Annotated in this window: 22 protein-coding genes; 5 read left to right on the top strand and 17 right to left on the bottom strand. The window is 34.2% G+C overall.

Going from position 1 to position 14,743, the window contains the following annotated elements:
• Nucleotides 1-219: 219 nt before the first annotated feature.
• Complete coding sequence (locus tag I7822_RS29100) at nucleotides 220-2,019, bottom strand: sensor domain-containing diguanylate cyclase (RefSeq protein WP_207982522.1); 1,800 nt, start codon at nucleotides 2,017-2,019, stop codon at nucleotides 220-222.
• 570 nt (nucleotides 2,020-2,589) lie between these two features.
• Between I7822_RS29100 and rpsD the strand changes: the two genes are divergently transcribed.
• Complete coding sequence (gene rpsD / locus I7822_RS29095; protein WP_207982521.1) at nucleotides 2,590-3,192, top strand: 30S ribosomal protein S4; 603 nt, start codon at nucleotides 2,590-2,592, stop codon at nucleotides 3,190-3,192.
• Between the two features lie 208 nt (nucleotides 3,193-3,400).
• Here rpsD and I7822_RS29090 read toward each other — a convergent pair whose 3' ends face one another.
• The 10 genes from I7822_RS29090 to I7822_RS29050 form a co-directional block, all read right to left on the bottom strand.
• Complete coding sequence (locus I7822_RS29090; protein WP_207982520.1) at nucleotides 3,401-4,063, bottom strand: replication-relaxation family protein; 663 nt, start codon at nucleotides 4,061-4,063, stop codon at nucleotides 3,401-3,403.
• A complete protein-coding gene (locus I7822_RS29085; protein WP_207982519.1) occupies nucleotides 4,060-5,241 on the bottom strand; it encodes an FtsK/SpoIIIE domain-containing protein in 1,182 nt (393 codons plus the stop codon). The genes I7822_RS29090 and I7822_RS29085 overlap by 4 nt, the downstream gene beginning before the upstream one ends.
• Before the next feature lie 9 nt (nucleotides 5,242-5,250).
• Entirely contained in the window at nucleotides 5,251-5,484 is a 234-nt protein-coding gene (locus I7822_RS29080) for a hypothetical protein (RefSeq protein WP_207982518.1), read from the bottom strand.
• Nucleotides 5,481-5,744, bottom strand: coding sequence for a hypothetical protein (locus I7822_RS29075; RefSeq protein WP_207982517.1), 264 nt, complete (start codon nucleotides 5,742-5,744; stop codon nucleotides 5,481-5,483). Before I7822_RS29075 ends, I7822_RS29080 begins: the two co-directional genes overlap by 4 nt.
• A 94-nt stretch (nucleotides 5,745-5,838) precedes the next feature.
• Nucleotides 5,839-5,997, bottom strand: coding sequence for a hypothetical protein (locus I7822_RS29070; protein WP_207982516.1), 159 nt, complete (start codon nucleotides 5,995-5,997; stop codon nucleotides 5,839-5,841).
• A gap of 10 nt (nucleotides 5,998-6,007) precedes the next feature.
• A complete protein-coding gene (locus I7822_RS29065) occupies nucleotides 6,008-6,223 on the bottom strand; it encodes a DUF7678 domain-containing protein (protein ID WP_207982515.1) in 216 nt (71 codons plus the stop codon).
• A 12-nt stretch (nucleotides 6,224-6,235) separates the two neighbouring features.
• On the bottom strand, nucleotides 6,236-6,367 hold the full coding sequence (locus I7822_RS30375) for a hypothetical protein (protein WP_279382035.1): 132 nt from the start codon (nucleotides 6,365-6,367) through the stop codon (nucleotides 6,236-6,238).
• 217 nt (nucleotides 6,368-6,584) lie between these two features.
• A complete protein-coding gene (locus tag I7822_RS29060; protein WP_207982514.1) occupies nucleotides 6,585-6,758 on the bottom strand; it encodes a hypothetical protein in 174 nt (57 codons plus the stop codon).
• Between the two features lie 12 nt (nucleotides 6,759-6,770).
• Entirely contained in the window at nucleotides 6,771-6,983 is a 213-nt protein-coding gene (locus tag I7822_RS29055; protein ID WP_207982513.1) for a hypothetical protein, read from the bottom strand.
• The gene (locus I7822_RS29050; protein WP_207982512.1) at nucleotides 6,970-7,779 is read right to left on the bottom strand and encodes a ParM/StbA family protein; all 810 of its coding nucleotides are present in this window, start codon (nucleotides 7,777-7,779) and stop codon (nucleotides 6,970-6,972) included. The genes I7822_RS29055 and I7822_RS29050 overlap by 14 nt, the downstream gene beginning before the upstream one ends.
• A 226-nt stretch (nucleotides 7,780-8,005) precedes the next feature.
• Between I7822_RS29050 and I7822_RS29045 the strand changes: the two genes are divergently transcribed.
• From I7822_RS29045 to I7822_RS29035, 3 genes are read left to right on the top strand one after another with little or no spacing between them, the layout of a single operon-like run.
• Complete coding sequence (locus tag I7822_RS29045) at nucleotides 8,006-8,209, top strand: helix-turn-helix domain-containing protein (protein ID WP_207982511.1); 204 nt, start codon at nucleotides 8,006-8,008, stop codon at nucleotides 8,207-8,209.
• A 4-nt stretch (nucleotides 8,210-8,213) separates the two neighbouring features.
• Nucleotides 8,214-8,675, top strand: coding sequence for a hypothetical protein (locus I7822_RS29040; RefSeq protein WP_207982510.1), 462 nt, complete (start codon nucleotides 8,214-8,216; stop codon nucleotides 8,673-8,675).
• Nucleotides 8,676-8,694: 19 nt separating this feature from the next.
• Nucleotides 8,695-9,063, top strand: a complete 369-nt coding sequence (locus I7822_RS29035; RefSeq protein ID WP_207982509.1) for a YhjD family protein — start codon at nucleotides 8,695-8,697, stop codon at nucleotides 9,061-9,063.
• Between the two features lie 16 nt (nucleotides 9,064-9,079).
• On the opposite strand, the gene I7822_RS29030 is transcribed toward I7822_RS29035, so the two are convergent.
• The 6 genes from I7822_RS29030 to xerA all read right to left on the bottom strand — a co-directional run bounded on the left by I7822_RS29030 (nucleotide 9,080) and on the right by xerA (nucleotide 14,266).
• The gene (locus I7822_RS29030) at nucleotides 9,080-10,228 is read right to left on the bottom strand and encodes a peptidoglycan-binding protein (protein WP_207982508.1); all 1,149 of its coding nucleotides are present in this window, start codon (nucleotides 10,226-10,228) and stop codon (nucleotides 9,080-9,082) included.
• 50 nt (nucleotides 10,229-10,278) lie between these two features.
• A complete protein-coding gene (locus I7822_RS29025) occupies nucleotides 10,279-10,524 on the bottom strand; it encodes a phage holin (protein WP_207982507.1) in 246 nt (81 codons plus the stop codon).
• Nucleotides 10,525-10,537: 13 nt separating this feature from the next.
• Nucleotides 10,538-10,816 carry a hemolysin XhlA family protein gene (locus I7822_RS29020; protein ID WP_207982506.1) on the bottom strand — a complete coding sequence of 93 codons (279 nt, stop codon included), beginning with the start codon at nucleotides 10,814-10,816 and terminating at the stop codon, nucleotides 10,538-10,540.
• A 72-nt stretch (nucleotides 10,817-10,888) separates the two neighbouring features.
• The gene (locus I7822_RS29015) at nucleotides 10,889-11,332 is read right to left on the bottom strand and encodes a hypothetical protein (RefSeq protein WP_207982505.1); all 444 of its coding nucleotides are present in this window, start codon (nucleotides 11,330-11,332) and stop codon (nucleotides 10,889-10,891) included.
• A complete protein-coding gene (locus I7822_RS29010; protein ID WP_207982504.1) occupies nucleotides 11,329-13,230 on the bottom strand; it encodes a phage tail protein in 1,902 nt (633 codons plus the stop codon). Before I7822_RS29010 ends, I7822_RS29015 begins: the two co-directional genes overlap by 4 nt.
• 43 nt (nucleotides 13,231-13,273) lie before the next feature.
• Nucleotides 13,274-14,266: a site-specific tyrosine recombinase/integron integrase gene (xerA, locus tag I7822_RS29005; protein WP_243459750.1), complete on the bottom strand. Its 993-nt coding sequence runs from the start codon at nucleotides 14,264-14,266 to the stop codon at nucleotides 13,274-13,276.
• A 104-nt stretch (nucleotides 14,267-14,370) separates the two neighbouring features.
• Between xerA and I7822_RS29000 the strand changes: the two genes are divergently transcribed.
• Nucleotides 14,371-14,586, top strand: coding sequence for a helix-turn-helix domain-containing protein (locus I7822_RS29000; RefSeq protein WP_207982503.1), 216 nt, complete (start codon nucleotides 14,371-14,373; stop codon nucleotides 14,584-14,586).
• The last annotated feature ends 157 nt before the right edge of the window (nucleotides 14,587-14,743 follow it).

The raw sequence follows: 14,743 nt of genomic DNA, 5'->3' as shown, positions 1-14,743 counted from the left end.
AAAGGAATCTGTATAAGTAATGGATCGCTCGCTAACACGTTCTATATTCGGATTCTTTTGAAGTACTTTTATCTCTTTAGTTGAAAATGTTATTTTACTCATGTTGTCCCCTAATCCCCATTATCTTTAAATTAAAGTATATAAAAAAATACCTATAGATGAAACACTCTTTTATAAGTGTCCTTTCTATAGGTACCATATTAAATTCAGCTCACTTTTTTATTGCTGTACAATCACTTGGTTTTTCCCCTCATTTTTAGCGACATATAATGCCTTATCTGCTCTGCTAAATAGTCGATGGAAGTTTTTGTCGTTTTCAACATTCCAATAAGAAACTCCACAGGAAATAGTTATCATTGGGCTAGTATTTTCCCTAACGCGCTTAACAATTCTCTCCGCTACTGAAATGCCAGATGCAAGATCTACTTGTGGAAGATAGACGGCAAGTTCTTCTCCACCCCATCTTGCTCCAATATCATTTTCACGAATATTATTTTTAATTATATTTGCTACTTGAACGAGTACTTCATCACCGATTTGATGACCGTACGTGTCATTGATTTTTTTGAAATTATCAATATCAATTAGCACAAAGGTTCCTTGCCGGTCTTTTTGCATCGAGCTTTCAATAAAATCATTAAAGTAGTTACGAGAAAATAATTGTGTTAAATGATCTGTTTTAACCAATGTTTCAAGCTCTTCTCTTAACAATGAATTTGTCAGTGCTAGTGTTGAATGATGAATTAATGATTGAAGCAACTTAAACATATCAAAAGAAAAATGATAGGCATCTTTATGGAGTACTAATGCAAAGCCTTTAAGATTTTCACTCTGAACCATAGGAACAGCCATAACAGATGAATATGGTGAATCTTTTATATATGTTGTTATATCGCCAATAAATAGTCCCTCTAAATCCTTTTCTATTTTCTCTCTTACATACTGAATATATTGCTTCACTTCGTCTGTATTAAAGAAATTCGTACTTCCAGGAAAGATTTGAATCGAACCATTATGATTAATATAGAAAAATCCAACTTCATCTGCATTAAAAGAATCTAATATTCTTGATGACATATACGTCATCGTATCTGTTAATCTTAAGTTCTTATTTAAACGATGTGATGTTTCATTAATTAGTTGTAAGTCCTTTATTAACCTTTTCGATTGCTCATACAATTGTGCATTCTCTAAGGCGGTTCCTGCAGCGTTTGCTAGCATTGCTACAAAATTTACATTTTCATCGTCAAACTGCAATCCATGATTTGCAACGACCTGAAGCACACCATATACTCCCTGTTTCCCCTTTAATGGAGTATAAACAATCGTTTGCCTATTCTTTTTATCAAATGACCTTTGAACGTTACCTGTGACAAAGGCTTCCATAGCCATTTCATTACCATCTTGATGATCAAAACCTAAATCTTTTATTGGTAAATCTACATGGTTTTCATGATCATGTGATAAAAATAAATAGAAATTATATTCAAAAAACATAGATTGTAAAGCAGTAACTAGCTCGTAAAGTACATCATCTTTATTCATAAAAGAATGAAATTTTTCAGTTAATCGATATAATTGTTTGAATTTCTGTTCATTCAGTGATATCTGAACTAAATTTAAACTATGTGCAAAAAAAGATGAACAAGATTTGACCACTTCATCTAATGTTGTACTAGAAAATTCACTTATATTTAATCCTTTTAGCTCGACTAAGCCATGTAAAGTATCATTTTGAATAATTGGGATGAAGGCTTGTTCTTCAAAAAAATATAACTTACCGTACTGAAGGTCGTGTGGCACAGCTTTAACCGGATAACCATTGTCTTTCATAAATGGTGTTAGGTAATCTATCTGCTTGTTATATGAATAGAAAACTGCATCGTTAATACATAGTTCCCTTTTTAAAACACTTGTAAGCTTTTCTATAATTTCATTTATTGAACGTTGCTGGTGATTGTCACTTAAAAATTCAAAAAAAGTACTCTTAATCGCCAAAACAACCAATTGATCACCCATATATTTCACCCACACAATCATGTTACAAGCTGAATATGACGGATTTAAACCATCATATAATATAAGAAAAATCTCTCATTAATTATATCATAAAACTTCTTACTATATATGTAATAGGCTAAAGTTTTTAGCTTATCTACCTTCTCCTTTATCAGTATCCAATTATTAATTGTATAAACCTTTCTATATAATTCATTATAAGAAACGCTAAAAGAGCCTAATAAGAATTCTAGATGAACTAGGAAACTAATTGATAAATTGTCATATCCTCTAACACCTTAATATGATTTTTGTTTTATTTGGTATTGAGTGTAGAAACTTTCTAGACTAAAAAGTATAAAGCTTCTTGACTTTATACGTATAAGATCATATAATGTTCGTTGTGTATAAAATATGCAGCCTATTGATGTAGCAGTTTTGATTTCATTTTGTTCCCCTTTTTACAAAGGAGGTGTATCGCGTAACTCTATGCTGCTGGAGCGAGGATACATGAAAACAAAATGTGCATAATTGTCCAATCAGTCTGGTTTTTATTTTATGCAAAAATAAAAACATAAAGGAGGAGTTAGCATGGCTCGTTATACAGGCTCAAGCTGGAAACTCTCTCGTCGTTTAGGTATTTCATTAAGTGGTTCAGGTAAAGAATTAGAAAAGCGTCCATATGCTCCAGGACAACACGGTCCAGGACAACGCAAAAAAATCTCTGAATATGGTTTACAATTACAAGAGAAGCAAAAGCTTCGTCATATGTATGGTGTAAATGAACGCCAATTCCGTAACCTATTTGATAAAGCTGGCAAAATGGCTGGTAAACATGGTGAGAACTTCATGATTCTTCTTGATGCTCGTCTTGATAACGTAGTATACCGTTTAGGCTTAGCACGTACTCGTCGTCAAGCTCGTCAATTAGTTAACCATGGTCATATCCTTGTAGATGGCGGACGTGTAGATATCCCATCTTACCAACTTAAACCAGGTCAAACAATCACTTTACGTGAAAAATCTCGCAACCTTGATATCGTTAAGGAAGCAATCGAAGTAAGCAACTTCGTACCTGATTACCTAACTTTCGACGCAGACAAATTAGAAGGTACATTCACTCGTTTACCTGAACGTTCTGAATTACCTGCTGAAATTAACGAATCTCTTATCGTTGAGTTCTACTCTCGTTAATAAAATTGCTTTGTAAAGAGCAATAACGGAAACCCTAGAAACATTGTTAAATCAATGATTCTAGGGTTTTTTATTTATTATATACTTTGTAGATTAATGTATTCTCCCCCACTTATTTGGGGGTTGTTTTGGGGGGGCTTTTTTAATAACTGTGGACAGGCGTCTGTTTATTATTTTTTTTAGCTGCAGCGTTAAACTGTAGCTTTTTTTACCCTATCCTCACTTTAATTTCACCATTCCCACCAACACGTTTTTTGGTGTCATTTTTTGGTACAGAAGGTGCTAATTGTTTTAATAAATCACTAACACTTTTCGATTGGAGTACCTTAAATCCTTCCACTTCGATTTTATATTTGCGGTCTGAGATTATCCATACTCGAGGAAATGATTTAACAAATTGAATCTTCTTCCAATCATCCGAATCATAAAATGTCTGATATCTTTTCATCTTTTCAGCCATAACCTTGTGAGTATAATGTGAATTTTGTATCTCAACAAACCATATTTTGTCACGCCAAGATACAAGGATATCTGGACGTATTGCTCCTTCCATATACTGAGGTTCAACGTGAAATAATTTAATTGGTCCGCCTGAACGCTTCAGCTGCAGATAAAAGTCTACAATTTTTAAAAAGTGATCAATTTTCTGGCCATCCTGTTTTATTCTTGCTGGTTTAGGAAAATAAACATATGGCTGCATCATTTTTGTATTTGCTTCTATATAACCACGATCTCTAAGACGTTTCAGCACAAAGTTTGCATTTGTTATTGGACTCTTGGTATGATTGAAAAACATTTCCGCTATCTGATCTGAACGTAAAGCACGAAACTGTTCTAACGTTTCAATTATCAATCTGTCTCTCTTCCTCATCGATCATCATCTCCAAAAACATCATCATAAGTTAATTGCTTAGTATCGTCGTTCTGTGGAGGTTCCTCTTCAAAAACTTCCTTAACATCTTGTGGAGCAACTTTAAATGGTTCCAGTAACTTCTTAGCATCTTCTAATTCTAAAAACGGTGATTGAATTTCTGTCATATCACCATTAGTATCCATAAAGAACCTTCCAGGAACAGTAATATCTTCTGAACCTGGAGTATTCATTACACGAGATTCAATTTTATCCCTTACCTTAAATCCCATTGCAACATTAAGGTTTGATCGAATTGTAGTATCAAGAACATCTTTAACTGGACGTTGCATAGAAAGGATGACAAAAATCCCTAATGCGCGACCTAGTGCTGTAAGTTCAATTAATTTCTCCATTATATTTGCTTCCTTTCGTAACATAACAAACTCATCAATACATAAAACGATATATGGCTTTTTCTGATCCTGTGGAAGATCATCAATGTGAGCAACCCCAAAAACATCTAACAAGTTACTTCTCTCATCCATTTGCGTTGAAATATGATCAAGCATCTTCTTAATGTCTTTTGTTAAAACAACATTCCCTTTTACATGTTCGATGTTTCGGAAAATATGAAACTCTGCTTTTTTACAATCAGCTAAATATAATTCTAGTTCACTAGGTTTCAATTTAATAATTAATGTAGTTAGCAGCTGCCTTAACTGTGTGGACTTTCCTGATCCGGTTGCACCACCGATAAGAATATGCGGAAGGTCCCTCATGTCATACCAGATAATTTGACCGTGGCGATTTTTACCACACACAATAGGTAACTTACCAGGATTAATAACATTTCGTATTTCCTCAAAATTGTATTTAAAAGATATTTCCATACCCATTTTATAAACCTCCAGCGTATATTTTTTGATTTCACCTGTCAGTTCAATGTGTGGACCAAACACTTGTTTAAATACAAATCCCTTTTTACTTATTTCTTTTGGATCTAACCCAATTGGTAATGTAAAAACAAATCGAGTGAAATCCTGGTTAATATCTACATTATGAATTTTGGGATATCTCCTTAATTCTTTACCCCCATTGTTTCTTGCTGATAAGTAAATCTGACCTGCATCAAAAGCCCGTTTTAAAATTGTTTTAGCATTCATTTTATTGATGAATGGTTTAATATTAGAAAACATCTAATCACCTCACAAAGAGAATATAAACCGTAACAACAGAGCAACAAAAGCTAAGGGCATTCCAATTTTTAATCCGATATTTATCCAGTCATACACAAATGAAAAGGATCCACCGAATAATTTACGTTCTAATACACCAGAAAGAATACAAACAACTCCTACTCCACCAACTAATACATAAGCTCCTATCATAGCTGGAGACATTGAAAGGAAACTTGATGTGGATACACCAACAAAATTCATAACGTCAACTCCTTTGCTACCTTGGTAATAATCTTCAATACAACCTGATAACTTTCAATCCCCTCTGCTTCATGACGTTTAATGTATTTTGCGACTTTCGCTAAACTTTCTTTATCTCTTGCACCCTTAACTAATTCCTTTAAATAATTTGAACTGTATAGCATAGGTTGCTGATCCAATTCACGATATTTCCATAATGGTAGTTTCCTAGTTTCAGCGACAGTTTTAAATACTGTGGATAAAACCGTTGTGAATCCCATCAGAAAAACTCCTTCCAATTAACCGTTACTTCCCTATGTGATCTTTTCCACCAGACTTTATGAGCAACGTAGCAGCCGATAACAATCCATTTAATCATGGTAAAAGTGCCTCCTTGGCAATCTCTAATATTGTGTTCGCGTAAACTTCAATATCATCTAACACTGGATCTAGGTCACTAACATCCACATTCTTAGCATCATCAATTTTTGATCCTAAACGTTTCATTAGAAATTCAATAAATTCTTTTTTCATTACAATCCTCCTAAACAATCAAATCGATAATTTTAATTAGCCATTTATAAGTGTGATGAGGAAGGTAATTAAATTCCCAACCACGATCATAATTCAACAATCTCTTCCCGTTTTTTAATACTTCCATTTTGCTTATCCTTGGAGCTTCGTGTATTCCATACTGTGAACCGTGCGTATAAACCTTCACAACAATTTTATATCCGAACAAATATAAAGTTTTAAACATTCATCCCACCACCTAAAAAGGCTTAATTACTTCCTTCACGATATCCACAATAAATGAAACTGTATCCTGGTTAAGTGGGTTGCTCAGATCCGTTTTGCTGATCTTTGAAGCCCCTTTTATTGCCTTTGTGACCAAGCTAATCAAGGCTAATCCCTCCTAAGGTAAAAACTAAAGTAATTACTTAAGTAATTACTCAAGTACTCAAAACTAAAGTAGACAAGTGAGGACAATTGAATATAACTAAAAACTAATGTTTTATTTAGAACGAAAAGGAGAGGAGTGAAGCGAGTTGACTTGGAGTGAGGAAAATTATTGAAATTAATATTCAGATAATAGAATTTACAGACAACCCCACAACTACCTAAACCCAACCCTCTTCTGACATGTGATTTAGTACCTTTTTTACTTCACTTAAATCGGAACTAAAAAAGAAATATATTTCAAAACCTAAATCAACAAATCGTAAAGCTGTATCCAAATCAGGAGTTATTCGTCCTTTTCTAGATTCATGATCCACAATGACGTATGTCATCATAAAAACCTCCTATCATATAAAGCTATCTGCAATACCAGGTGAATCAAATTGCTTTATTACTTGATCTTGAATAGGTTGACTTGCCGGAATTGAAACACCCTCCATATCGCGCTGTATGAGTCTTTTAATGTATTTACTAAAAGCTCCTTGTTGCAATGCGAATAGCAATAATTTATATTCAAACGGATCATCTACATTGAAGCTGACACCTTTACTTTCTCTCATACAGAACCCTCGCTAACTCGAAGCATCCAATTGCATTTGTATAAACCGGGTGTAGATCCCAAGGTTTAATTACTTCGCAATTTCTGTAATGTGTGGATAAGTTGTTAATAACTTCCTCTGCCACTCCTCCACATACTCTTACTGGATCATCTTGCTTCCATCTCTTTGAAGACTCTGCAATAATTGCAGCTGCTAAACTATTAAAATCTAATGCCTTTACACTATTTACTCCATAGTCAACAGTGAAGCTATCTCTATCCACGAACCTTCCTTTGTGGACGGAAGCGAAGTTAATTGTTCCGCTACCAATATCGATAAATCTAATGTGCTGTTCTAGGCCTTCATAAGCCCAATAAGCAATTGCTCCTTCTGGTGCTACATCAATGTTTCTTATATTGAAAGTTTTGGTTTCTCCATTAACTGTGAGCTTGTGGGATCCTATTAACATCTTCTTAATGGTTTCCTTCTGATCTGGTGTATGCGTTTTTATCGGTTGACCAACCACAATATCATTTTCTTTATCGTTACTGTATTGATGGACTGCTAATAGAATCCTTAGCTTTGCATCCTCATGAGCCTTTGTATCTCCAAACCTTTCTCTAATAAATTCACATTCATGCTCAACAATATCCCCAGCAAAGCCCATCCTACCTTGGTATACATATTCCATGTCATTCCCGTATACAGAATTAAAGTTACGATCTCTCCATTCACCTAATAAAGATCGAAACTTATGAACACCTTCTTGTGTTGATATCTTAGTCTCGTAGTTACCAGCATCAATTCCGAGAATCATCTTAATCACTCCGTTAGACAGTTGTTATACTACCGTTTAACAGACAAGGTAATGTGGAGGCCTCCGTTTTACCGTTGTTTTACGGTTGTGATATATGTATATGGGCATATAGCTTGTATGTTGTCAATTTTGATAAAAAATCATAAATAATAATAACTTTCTTATATAAAGGGATTTTTATTGTTTTGAGGAATATATTAGTAAGTTAAAATAAAGGAGTAATATTATGCTAGTTCCACAAATAAGAATAATATTAGCTGAAAAAGGATTTAGACAAAAACAAATAGCCGAAAAAATGGGAGTAACGCCTCAACAGTTTAGTAAGTGGGTTAATGGAGTTGGAGCTTACCCCCAAGCAGATATCTTATGGAAATTAGCGAAATTGCTTAATGTCAAAGTTGATGATTTATACAAGTTTGAGGAGGAATGAAATTGTGAGTTTATTTATTTTGGTATTTATAATAACAGTGTTGCTAGGTATCTCTTCAATTTTTTTATTTGTAAAAAGAAAGAGATTTGGTAATAAACCAAGTATAATTTCTACTACTGCTTTTTTAATATCTTTAATAATTGTTATCCCGCTCGGAAATCAGCCACAAACAGATGATTATAAGAAAAAAGCATCTGTGTTTACCTATGACAGATATTTAAATGAATCTATACCCGTTGGAACTATAGTTAAAATTCAAGGTCAGGTAACATCTCTAAGTGAATACACTGTGGATCAAGAGGAAGTTTTTATTTTAGATGGTGATGACGGTACTTTTTATGTGAAAAACAATAATATAGAAGATATGGAAATTAAAGATGGTGAAATTATAACAATTTATGGTGGATATGCAGGTAATGGAGATAGCGAATCGCCTTCAATTAATGCACAATTAGTTGAGAAATAAATTAAAAGGTAGATGATAAATGAAAGCTCCAATATCAAAGGATCAAGAAGAACTCATACACAATTTCATTGTCCGAACATATCTAATTAATGTGTTGGAGAGTGATCTTAAAACAATTGAGCGAGCTAATTTCAAGTTAAATGAACCTTATATAAAGCTCGTAGAACATATCTTAAAGAAAATTAGAATTGAAATACGTGATATGAAGGCTGAAATGAAGAAATTAGAGATGAAAGTTGAAGAACCATTTTTAGATAACGTGGAATTTTGGCAGTATGATTTTTATGTACGTGGGTATCACGGCTTTAAGAGGTATTGGGATTATGCGTTAAAAATGCACTGTACAAAGTTACTAGATATGTACTTCAAAGGAGAGCCCACCAAATAGGAAGGCTCTCTTTTAATTAAAACATTTTAGAGAATGTATTCTTCCCTACTCTTCCATCAATACTTAAATTCTCATCATCTTGGAATTCTCTAACAGCTGCATCGCACCCATTACCAAAATCACCATCGAACCCTTTAGGATCATATCCAAGGCAATATAACATCCCTTGAATAATTCGAGTAATATTTCCTTCTGCTCTTTTTGAAGCTGTTCGGATAGCTGAATGAGTTTTTGGGCCCCATTTACCATCGACAACTAATCCAGCATTAAATTGTCTGTTTAACTCTGTCTGCAGTGCTTTAATTGCAGCTGCCTTTGTTTTCGGGCCATATACTCCATCAATAACAAGATCTGCTTTATAAAAAGTGTTTAACCATTGTTGGAATTTCTTAATATAACTATTTCCACTTGGTTTACTTGTTGATGAATTTGGTTTATTAACAGGTTTTGATTGCACTTTTGCTTTTCCAAAAAGAATCTTTTGACCGACTTTTAACTTGGTAGGATCTACTCCTGGGTTCGCTTTGATTAAATCATTAACTGTTACACCGCCAGCTCCATCTTTATGTGCAATACTCCAAAACGTATCTCCTTCTTGAATAATGTAAGTGTCTGGAATAGGTGTTGGATTTGAAGGAGTCAAGGAACCTTCCCATTTAACTAATTTCCTATAATCATAAACACAGCAGGCTTTCCAGCTATAACCTGGCATTTCATTGTGAGATGTATCATATTTACCGATATTATCTTTTATTAAAGAGGCATGCAGGTCAGCGATAGAAGCGATAGTTGCATCATCCATTGTGTCATATCGATAATCACCAGCTACACAAATCCCTAACGAGAATTGATTACTGTTTCCAACGTGATAAGTGCGACGATCAATATCATTAGCATATACAATTCGAGCACGCGGACCTTTAGAAGTTTGTATAACATTTTTCGGCTCAATAATTAAAGAATAACCTACACCCGGCCATCCAAGAGCATTTACATGATAAGCAGCAAAACTAGCTGCATCTGATCCAGCCAAATGCTTCTTTGTTAACGAATGATGCCATACTCGATGAGTGATAGCTCTTGTTCTTTTTGAATAATCTCCCTTACTAGCTAATTTTCCTCTCAAATCTATTAATTGTGGTAATGATTGAAATGTATATGTCATTACTTACCCTCTCCTTTTAGATAAAATAAAAAGCCACTCAAATGAGCAGCTTATTTTTTAATGATTCCTTGAGCTTTTAAAGCATTCTCTTTAAATTGTTGAGCTTTCTTTGTAACAAAAGTGTTTTTCCATACGGCATAGCCATTAATAACCAAGGCAACAAAAGCACCGATAAGAATCACGAAGGCATTAATGCTGTCCATTGTGAACCATTCGAATGAAATACCAATCGTCCCAAAAAACATTAGTAAAGCCGTTAGGAATCCACCTAATAATGTTGCGATATCCTTTTTCATATTAATCTCCTCCTTATCTTTGTAAAACCACATAAAAAATAGCGATTGCACCACCTATTACTCCAGTACAAGTCGCTGTTATTATCGCACCAGTAATCGTACGTCGAATCCATTTTGTATTATCTTCTATGCTGTCCAATGCACGGTTGATGGAGTTAATCTGCTCATCGTGCCTTATGGACTTGCTCTTAATATCGGTCATATCTTTTTTTAGGTCTCTGATTTCACCTTTTATTTCCACGATTTCCTTCTCGAATGTGTTCATTACTAAATCCCCCGAAGTCTGTGACATTGCAATCGCCCCCTTCCTTTTTTAACATGGTGTGGATCTCACCTCCTTAAAGGCAAAATAAAAAGCCCTATCTTAGGACTGTTGCTGATCTACTTCTGTAATTGGTATTTCAATAACAAATGATTCGCTAAATTCACTAATAAGATTTTCATTTGAAACAGTTTTGATTTTGTAAGTGTAAATAGAACCCTCTGTAATCTCGCTATCAATATGGATATTGTCATCTGATACAACTAACAATTGGTCATTTTTATAAACCTGGTATTCTTTTTCGTTCTCCACGTTATCCCAGAGCAATTCCACGGTATTGTTTGTTAATTCTATATCAACAAACTGTGGAGGCATTGGAATTTTTGCTAATTGATTATTTATAACTTTGTAATCAAGAACATTAAGATCCTCTTGTAGGTAAAAGAAATGTTGGTACTGTTGATTAGGGATAACTCTGAACCCCTTTAAACTCTCTGTAATATTTCCATTTTCGTCAGTATCACAAAATAATAAAATGTTCATCATCCGTTTTGCCACATCCTAACTCTTCTGTAGTATGCTTGCGCACCTTCGCCTACAGCTCTAATCTCAATATAAAATGATTGTGCTTGTCCTGTAGGAATACCTAAATCAACAATAATCGTTCTTACAGAATCAACATCGTCAGGGTTGGAATTGTTAGATGTGAATTCCATTAGAGTTATACCACTAGACGTTACCGCCCTAACATTTATAGAACCACCACCTGTTACAAATCTACCGACTTGTATATATAGGTATCTCGTAACATGTTCATATGAGTAAAACCCACACCGTTGTAAACTATGCGACAATGTATTAAGCCACACACTATCTTCAGGAGCGTTAACTAAAGCACTTTTATAAAACGGGAACGATTCTTGTATATCTAAACCGTAACTTAACATTCCGTTAGCCATTACAACGAAGCCATCAGGCCGTATGATGTCGATTCCACCGCCCGAAAAAGTTGCTTTACCTGGGATGATTTTCACATATTTATTAGCATTAGTAGGATCAACAGCTTTAAATTGATCACCATCCATAAACATATATCCATTAGCACCCATAATTCTTACTAAGGCTGCATTTAATGTACCAGTGGTAATAGCATCAGCAACAATCCCTTCATAAGTCATTGCTGTCTGATAATCAATACCTCCATTTCGACTAAATCCTATACCATCTGTATTAAACCTCATATAGCCGTTAGGGTTACTTTGATTAATCCCAATAATTTCGCCAGGAAGATATTTAAACAAACTATCTTGATTACCATTAATAATCTCTGAAGCTCGTTTTACTGCTTCTGGCAACCATTTGTACTCTAATCGTTTACGCCCTGAAAGTATGTCTTGGAAATCTTTTAATGTATCGTATTGTTGTATTTTATATCGTGAAGTAATACTTTCATTGCCCACTGTATAATTGGCATTGATTATATTTCCTTCCCAATCAAATGTTTCATCTATTTCCACAACACGCACTTGTTGGTTTAACTTTAATTTATCGACATATAACCAAATACGATCTCCTTCTTCTAACACCATTTCTGGATATCCGTTATTCGTAAGATCAACCGCATTTATACTTGTTGACACTTTATAACTATTTTCAACTTGGGTTTTTACTGCATTAGTTAAACTCGTAGCATCTTTAAAATTACCATCTTTAATAGCTGGTCCTTCAATTTCACCATATTTAGCAATTAAAGGTGAGCGATATTCAACTTCTAATTGATAATCACCAGCTGTATCACCTTCAGGTAAATCACCATAACCTTTTGCCCATGTATGAAATCCACTTGCATCTACCTCAATAGTAACATCGTTTATATTTAAATCTTCATGAAGGATAACATCCTTTTCATTTCCTACTTGGTCATATAAATATGCTACTTTTCCCTTAACTGTAAACTCACCTTCAAAACGTTCAACACCATATAAAAAGCGTTGCGTTTTGCTTTGATTATCCTCATAACTCAAAGTGTTTGAATATAGATTATCTACCATGACAAAAGAGTAAGGTGTACTATTAAATAAACTTTGGAAATATTCAGATGGCGTAAAGGATTTATCCTCAACCTTATCCTGTAAATAGTATCCGTTTAAGTCCACAAAGAAACTAAGAATTGCTGTAACGTTTATGATAAAAAAATCTCCGTTTGTTGCATAACCTGGATGAGTAATGGTATACCATTCATTCTTGAAGAGTACTTTCCAACCAAATCCTTTATCCTCAACAAAATAATCCATAAAATCTTTATTTATCTCAGTATATATAAAAGAAAATGATAGTTCTCGTTGGCCATTTACACGACGTTTTCTATTTACAACAGCAATAGCAGGATACTCTCTCCCTGTAAGGTCCTTAATAAATACGGCTGTTTGTCCCTCGTTATACAAAGTGTCACCTCCATACATATAAAAAAGCCCTCTAATCGAGGACCTATTGAACGTGATATTTTTTATGTGCTTGCTTTTTCCGCTCTTCAGATACATGGCTATAAATAAGAGTGGTTGCTGGATCTTCATGTCCTAGGAGTTGCTGCACGTCTGCTAGATCCGCTCCGTTTTCCATCGCTAGTGTAGCAAATGTGTGCCTGAATGTATGAGGTGAAAGTTTCTTAGAAATATTCGCTCTTGCTTCGATTTGATCAACTATTCTTTCTATGTTTCTGTCACTCATTTTCCTAATGGGTCTACGTTCTGTAACAAACAAAAATTCACATTCATCATCACGACTTTTTAAGTAACTTCTCAAATGGTGCAGAGCTTTAAAAGATAAATAAACAACACGTTCCTTGTCACCTTTACCAATTACTCGAGCATTCATTTCTTGAATGTTTATATCCGAAGTTTTTAGGTTTTGTATTTCTGATAAACGACATCCAGTAGAATACATTACTTCCATCAAGGCACGTTCACGTAGGTTTTCACATGACTCTCTTACAATTTCTAATTCTTCTACACTTAAACCTTTGGGTAGCCTTTTTGGTTTCTTTGGTGCCTTTATTTTTGCTGTTGGATCTCTTAATAACATTTCTTCTCTTACAAGCCATGCAAAGAAGCTTTTAAGGACTGATAACTTTCTATCCACTGTACTTATCATCCAGTTCTCGTTGTGTGCAAGGAATTTACGTATGTCAGAGGTTGTAATTTGAACCACAGCTTTATTCATGTATTTCGCAAACAATCCTAATTCTAATTTGTAGCCATCAAGTGTAAGATTAGATAAACCTTCAACTTTCCGGGCGGACAAGAAAATATCTATTTTTTCTTGGATATCATTTTCAATATCCTTTTGTGACTTTCTGTGAATCTCATAGTTACTCAATACTTCTTCTAGTCGTACAACCAGTTTATTAATGTCGATCTCAGGAGAAAGAGTGCTAACAACTACGTCTAAATCATTCATGAGCCTAGCAGTATCGTTTATCATCGCTTGTCCTCCTAATCGTTACGTTTAACGTAATTATACATTGTTACTATTTACGTGACAAGTACTAAGTGTTATTTTAAACGTAACAATTAAGGAGTGATAGAATGAGAGTAGTAATCCGTCTTGATAAGATGCTTGATAAAGCTAATATGACACAAAGAGAACTTGCCCGAAAAACTGAAATTAGAGTACCTTCAATTAATGAAATGTACCACAATCAAACAGTAAGGTTACCCTTAGATAATTTAGCTAAGATCTGTGAAGTACTTGAATGTGAAATTACTGATATTTTAGAGCTTGTTAAAGAGCCTACAGAATGATCTGTAAGCTCTTTTTTTAATATTTCTTACTGCGGAATTTACTCCAATTAAGCATTAATTTGAGTTACATTATTCCCGAAACTGTCTCCACCTAATTTTATATATCCACACCATGAGTTTGCATCTAAAGGTGCATCTACCGTCAATGGATTTGCTG

The organism is Metabacillus bambusae (assembly GCF_017497975.1).
GTDB classification, from domain to species: Bacteria; Bacillota; Bacilli; order Bacillales; family Bacillaceae; genus Metabacillus; species Metabacillus bambusae.
The sequence above is the reverse complement of the archived record's forward strand: the minus strand, read 5'-3'. Positions and strand labels throughout refer to the sequence as shown.

Excerpts from the sequence above, each read along its gene's own strand:
- I7822_RS29100 (WP_207982522.1), bottom strand. The coding sequence starts at position 2,019 with ATGGGTGATCAATTGGTTGTTTTGGCGATTAAGAGTACTTTTTTTGAA.
- rpsD (WP_207982521.1), top strand. The coding sequence starts at position 2,590 with ATGGCTCGTTATACAGGCTCAAGCTGGAAACTCTCTCGTCGTTTAGGT.
- I7822_RS29090 (WP_207982520.1), bottom strand. The coding sequence starts at position 4,063 with ATGAGGAAGAGAGACAGATTGATAATTGAAACGTTAGAACAGTTTCGT.
- I7822_RS29085 (WP_207982519.1), bottom strand. The coding sequence starts at position 5,241 with ATGTTTTCTAATATTAAACCATTCATCAATAAAATGAATGCTAAAACA.
- I7822_RS29080 (WP_207982518.1), bottom strand. The coding sequence starts at position 5,484 with ATGAATTTTGTTGGTGTATCCACATCAAGTTTCCTTTCAATGTCTCCA.
- I7822_RS29075 (WP_207982517.1), bottom strand. The coding sequence starts at position 5,744 with ATGGGATTCACAACGGTTTTATCCACAGTATTTAAAACTGTCGCTGAA.
- I7822_RS29070 (WP_207982516.1), bottom strand. The coding sequence starts at position 5,997 with ATGAAAAAAGAATTTATTGAATTTCTAATGAAACGTTTAGGATCAAAA.
- I7822_RS29065 (WP_207982515.1), bottom strand. The coding sequence starts at position 6,223 with ATGTTTAAAACTTTATATTTGTTCGGATATAAAATTGTTGTGAAGGTT.
- I7822_RS29060 (WP_207982514.1), bottom strand. The coding sequence starts at position 6,758 with ATGATGACATACGTCATTGTGGATCATGAATCTAGAAAAGGACGAATA.
- I7822_RS29055 (WP_207982513.1), bottom strand. The coding sequence starts at position 6,983 with ATGAGAGAAAGTAAAGGTGTCAGCTTCAATGTAGATGATCCGTTTGAA.
- I7822_RS29050 (WP_207982512.1), bottom strand. The coding sequence starts at position 7,779 with ATGATTCTCGGAATTGATGCTGGTAACTACGAGACTAAGATATCAACA.
- I7822_RS29045 (WP_207982511.1), top strand. The coding sequence starts at position 8,006 with ATGCTAGTTCCACAAATAAGAATAATATTAGCTGAAAAAGGATTTAGA.
- I7822_RS29035 (WP_207982509.1), top strand. The coding sequence starts at position 8,695 with ATGAAAGCTCCAATATCAAAGGATCAAGAAGAACTCATACACAATTTC.
- I7822_RS29030 (WP_207982508.1), bottom strand. The coding sequence starts at position 10,228 with ATGACATATACATTTCAATCATTACCACAATTAATAGATTTGAGAGGA.
- I7822_RS29025 (WP_207982507.1), bottom strand. The coding sequence starts at position 10,524 with ATGAAAAAGGATATCGCAACATTATTAGGTGGATTCCTAACGGCTTTA.
- I7822_RS29020 (WP_207982506.1), bottom strand. The coding sequence starts at position 10,816 with ATGTCACAGACTTCGGGGGATTTAGTAATGAACACATTCGAGAAGGAA.
- I7822_RS29015 (WP_207982505.1), bottom strand. The coding sequence starts at position 11,332 with ATGATGAACATTTTATTATTTTGTGATACTGACGAAAATGGAAATATT.
- xerA (WP_243459750.1), bottom strand. The coding sequence starts at position 14,266 with ATGATAAACGATACTGCTAGGCTCATGAATGATTTAGACGTAGTTGTT.
- I7822_RS29000 (WP_207982503.1), top strand. The coding sequence starts at position 14,371 with ATGAGAGTAGTAATCCGTCTTGATAAGATGCTTGATAAAGCTAATATG.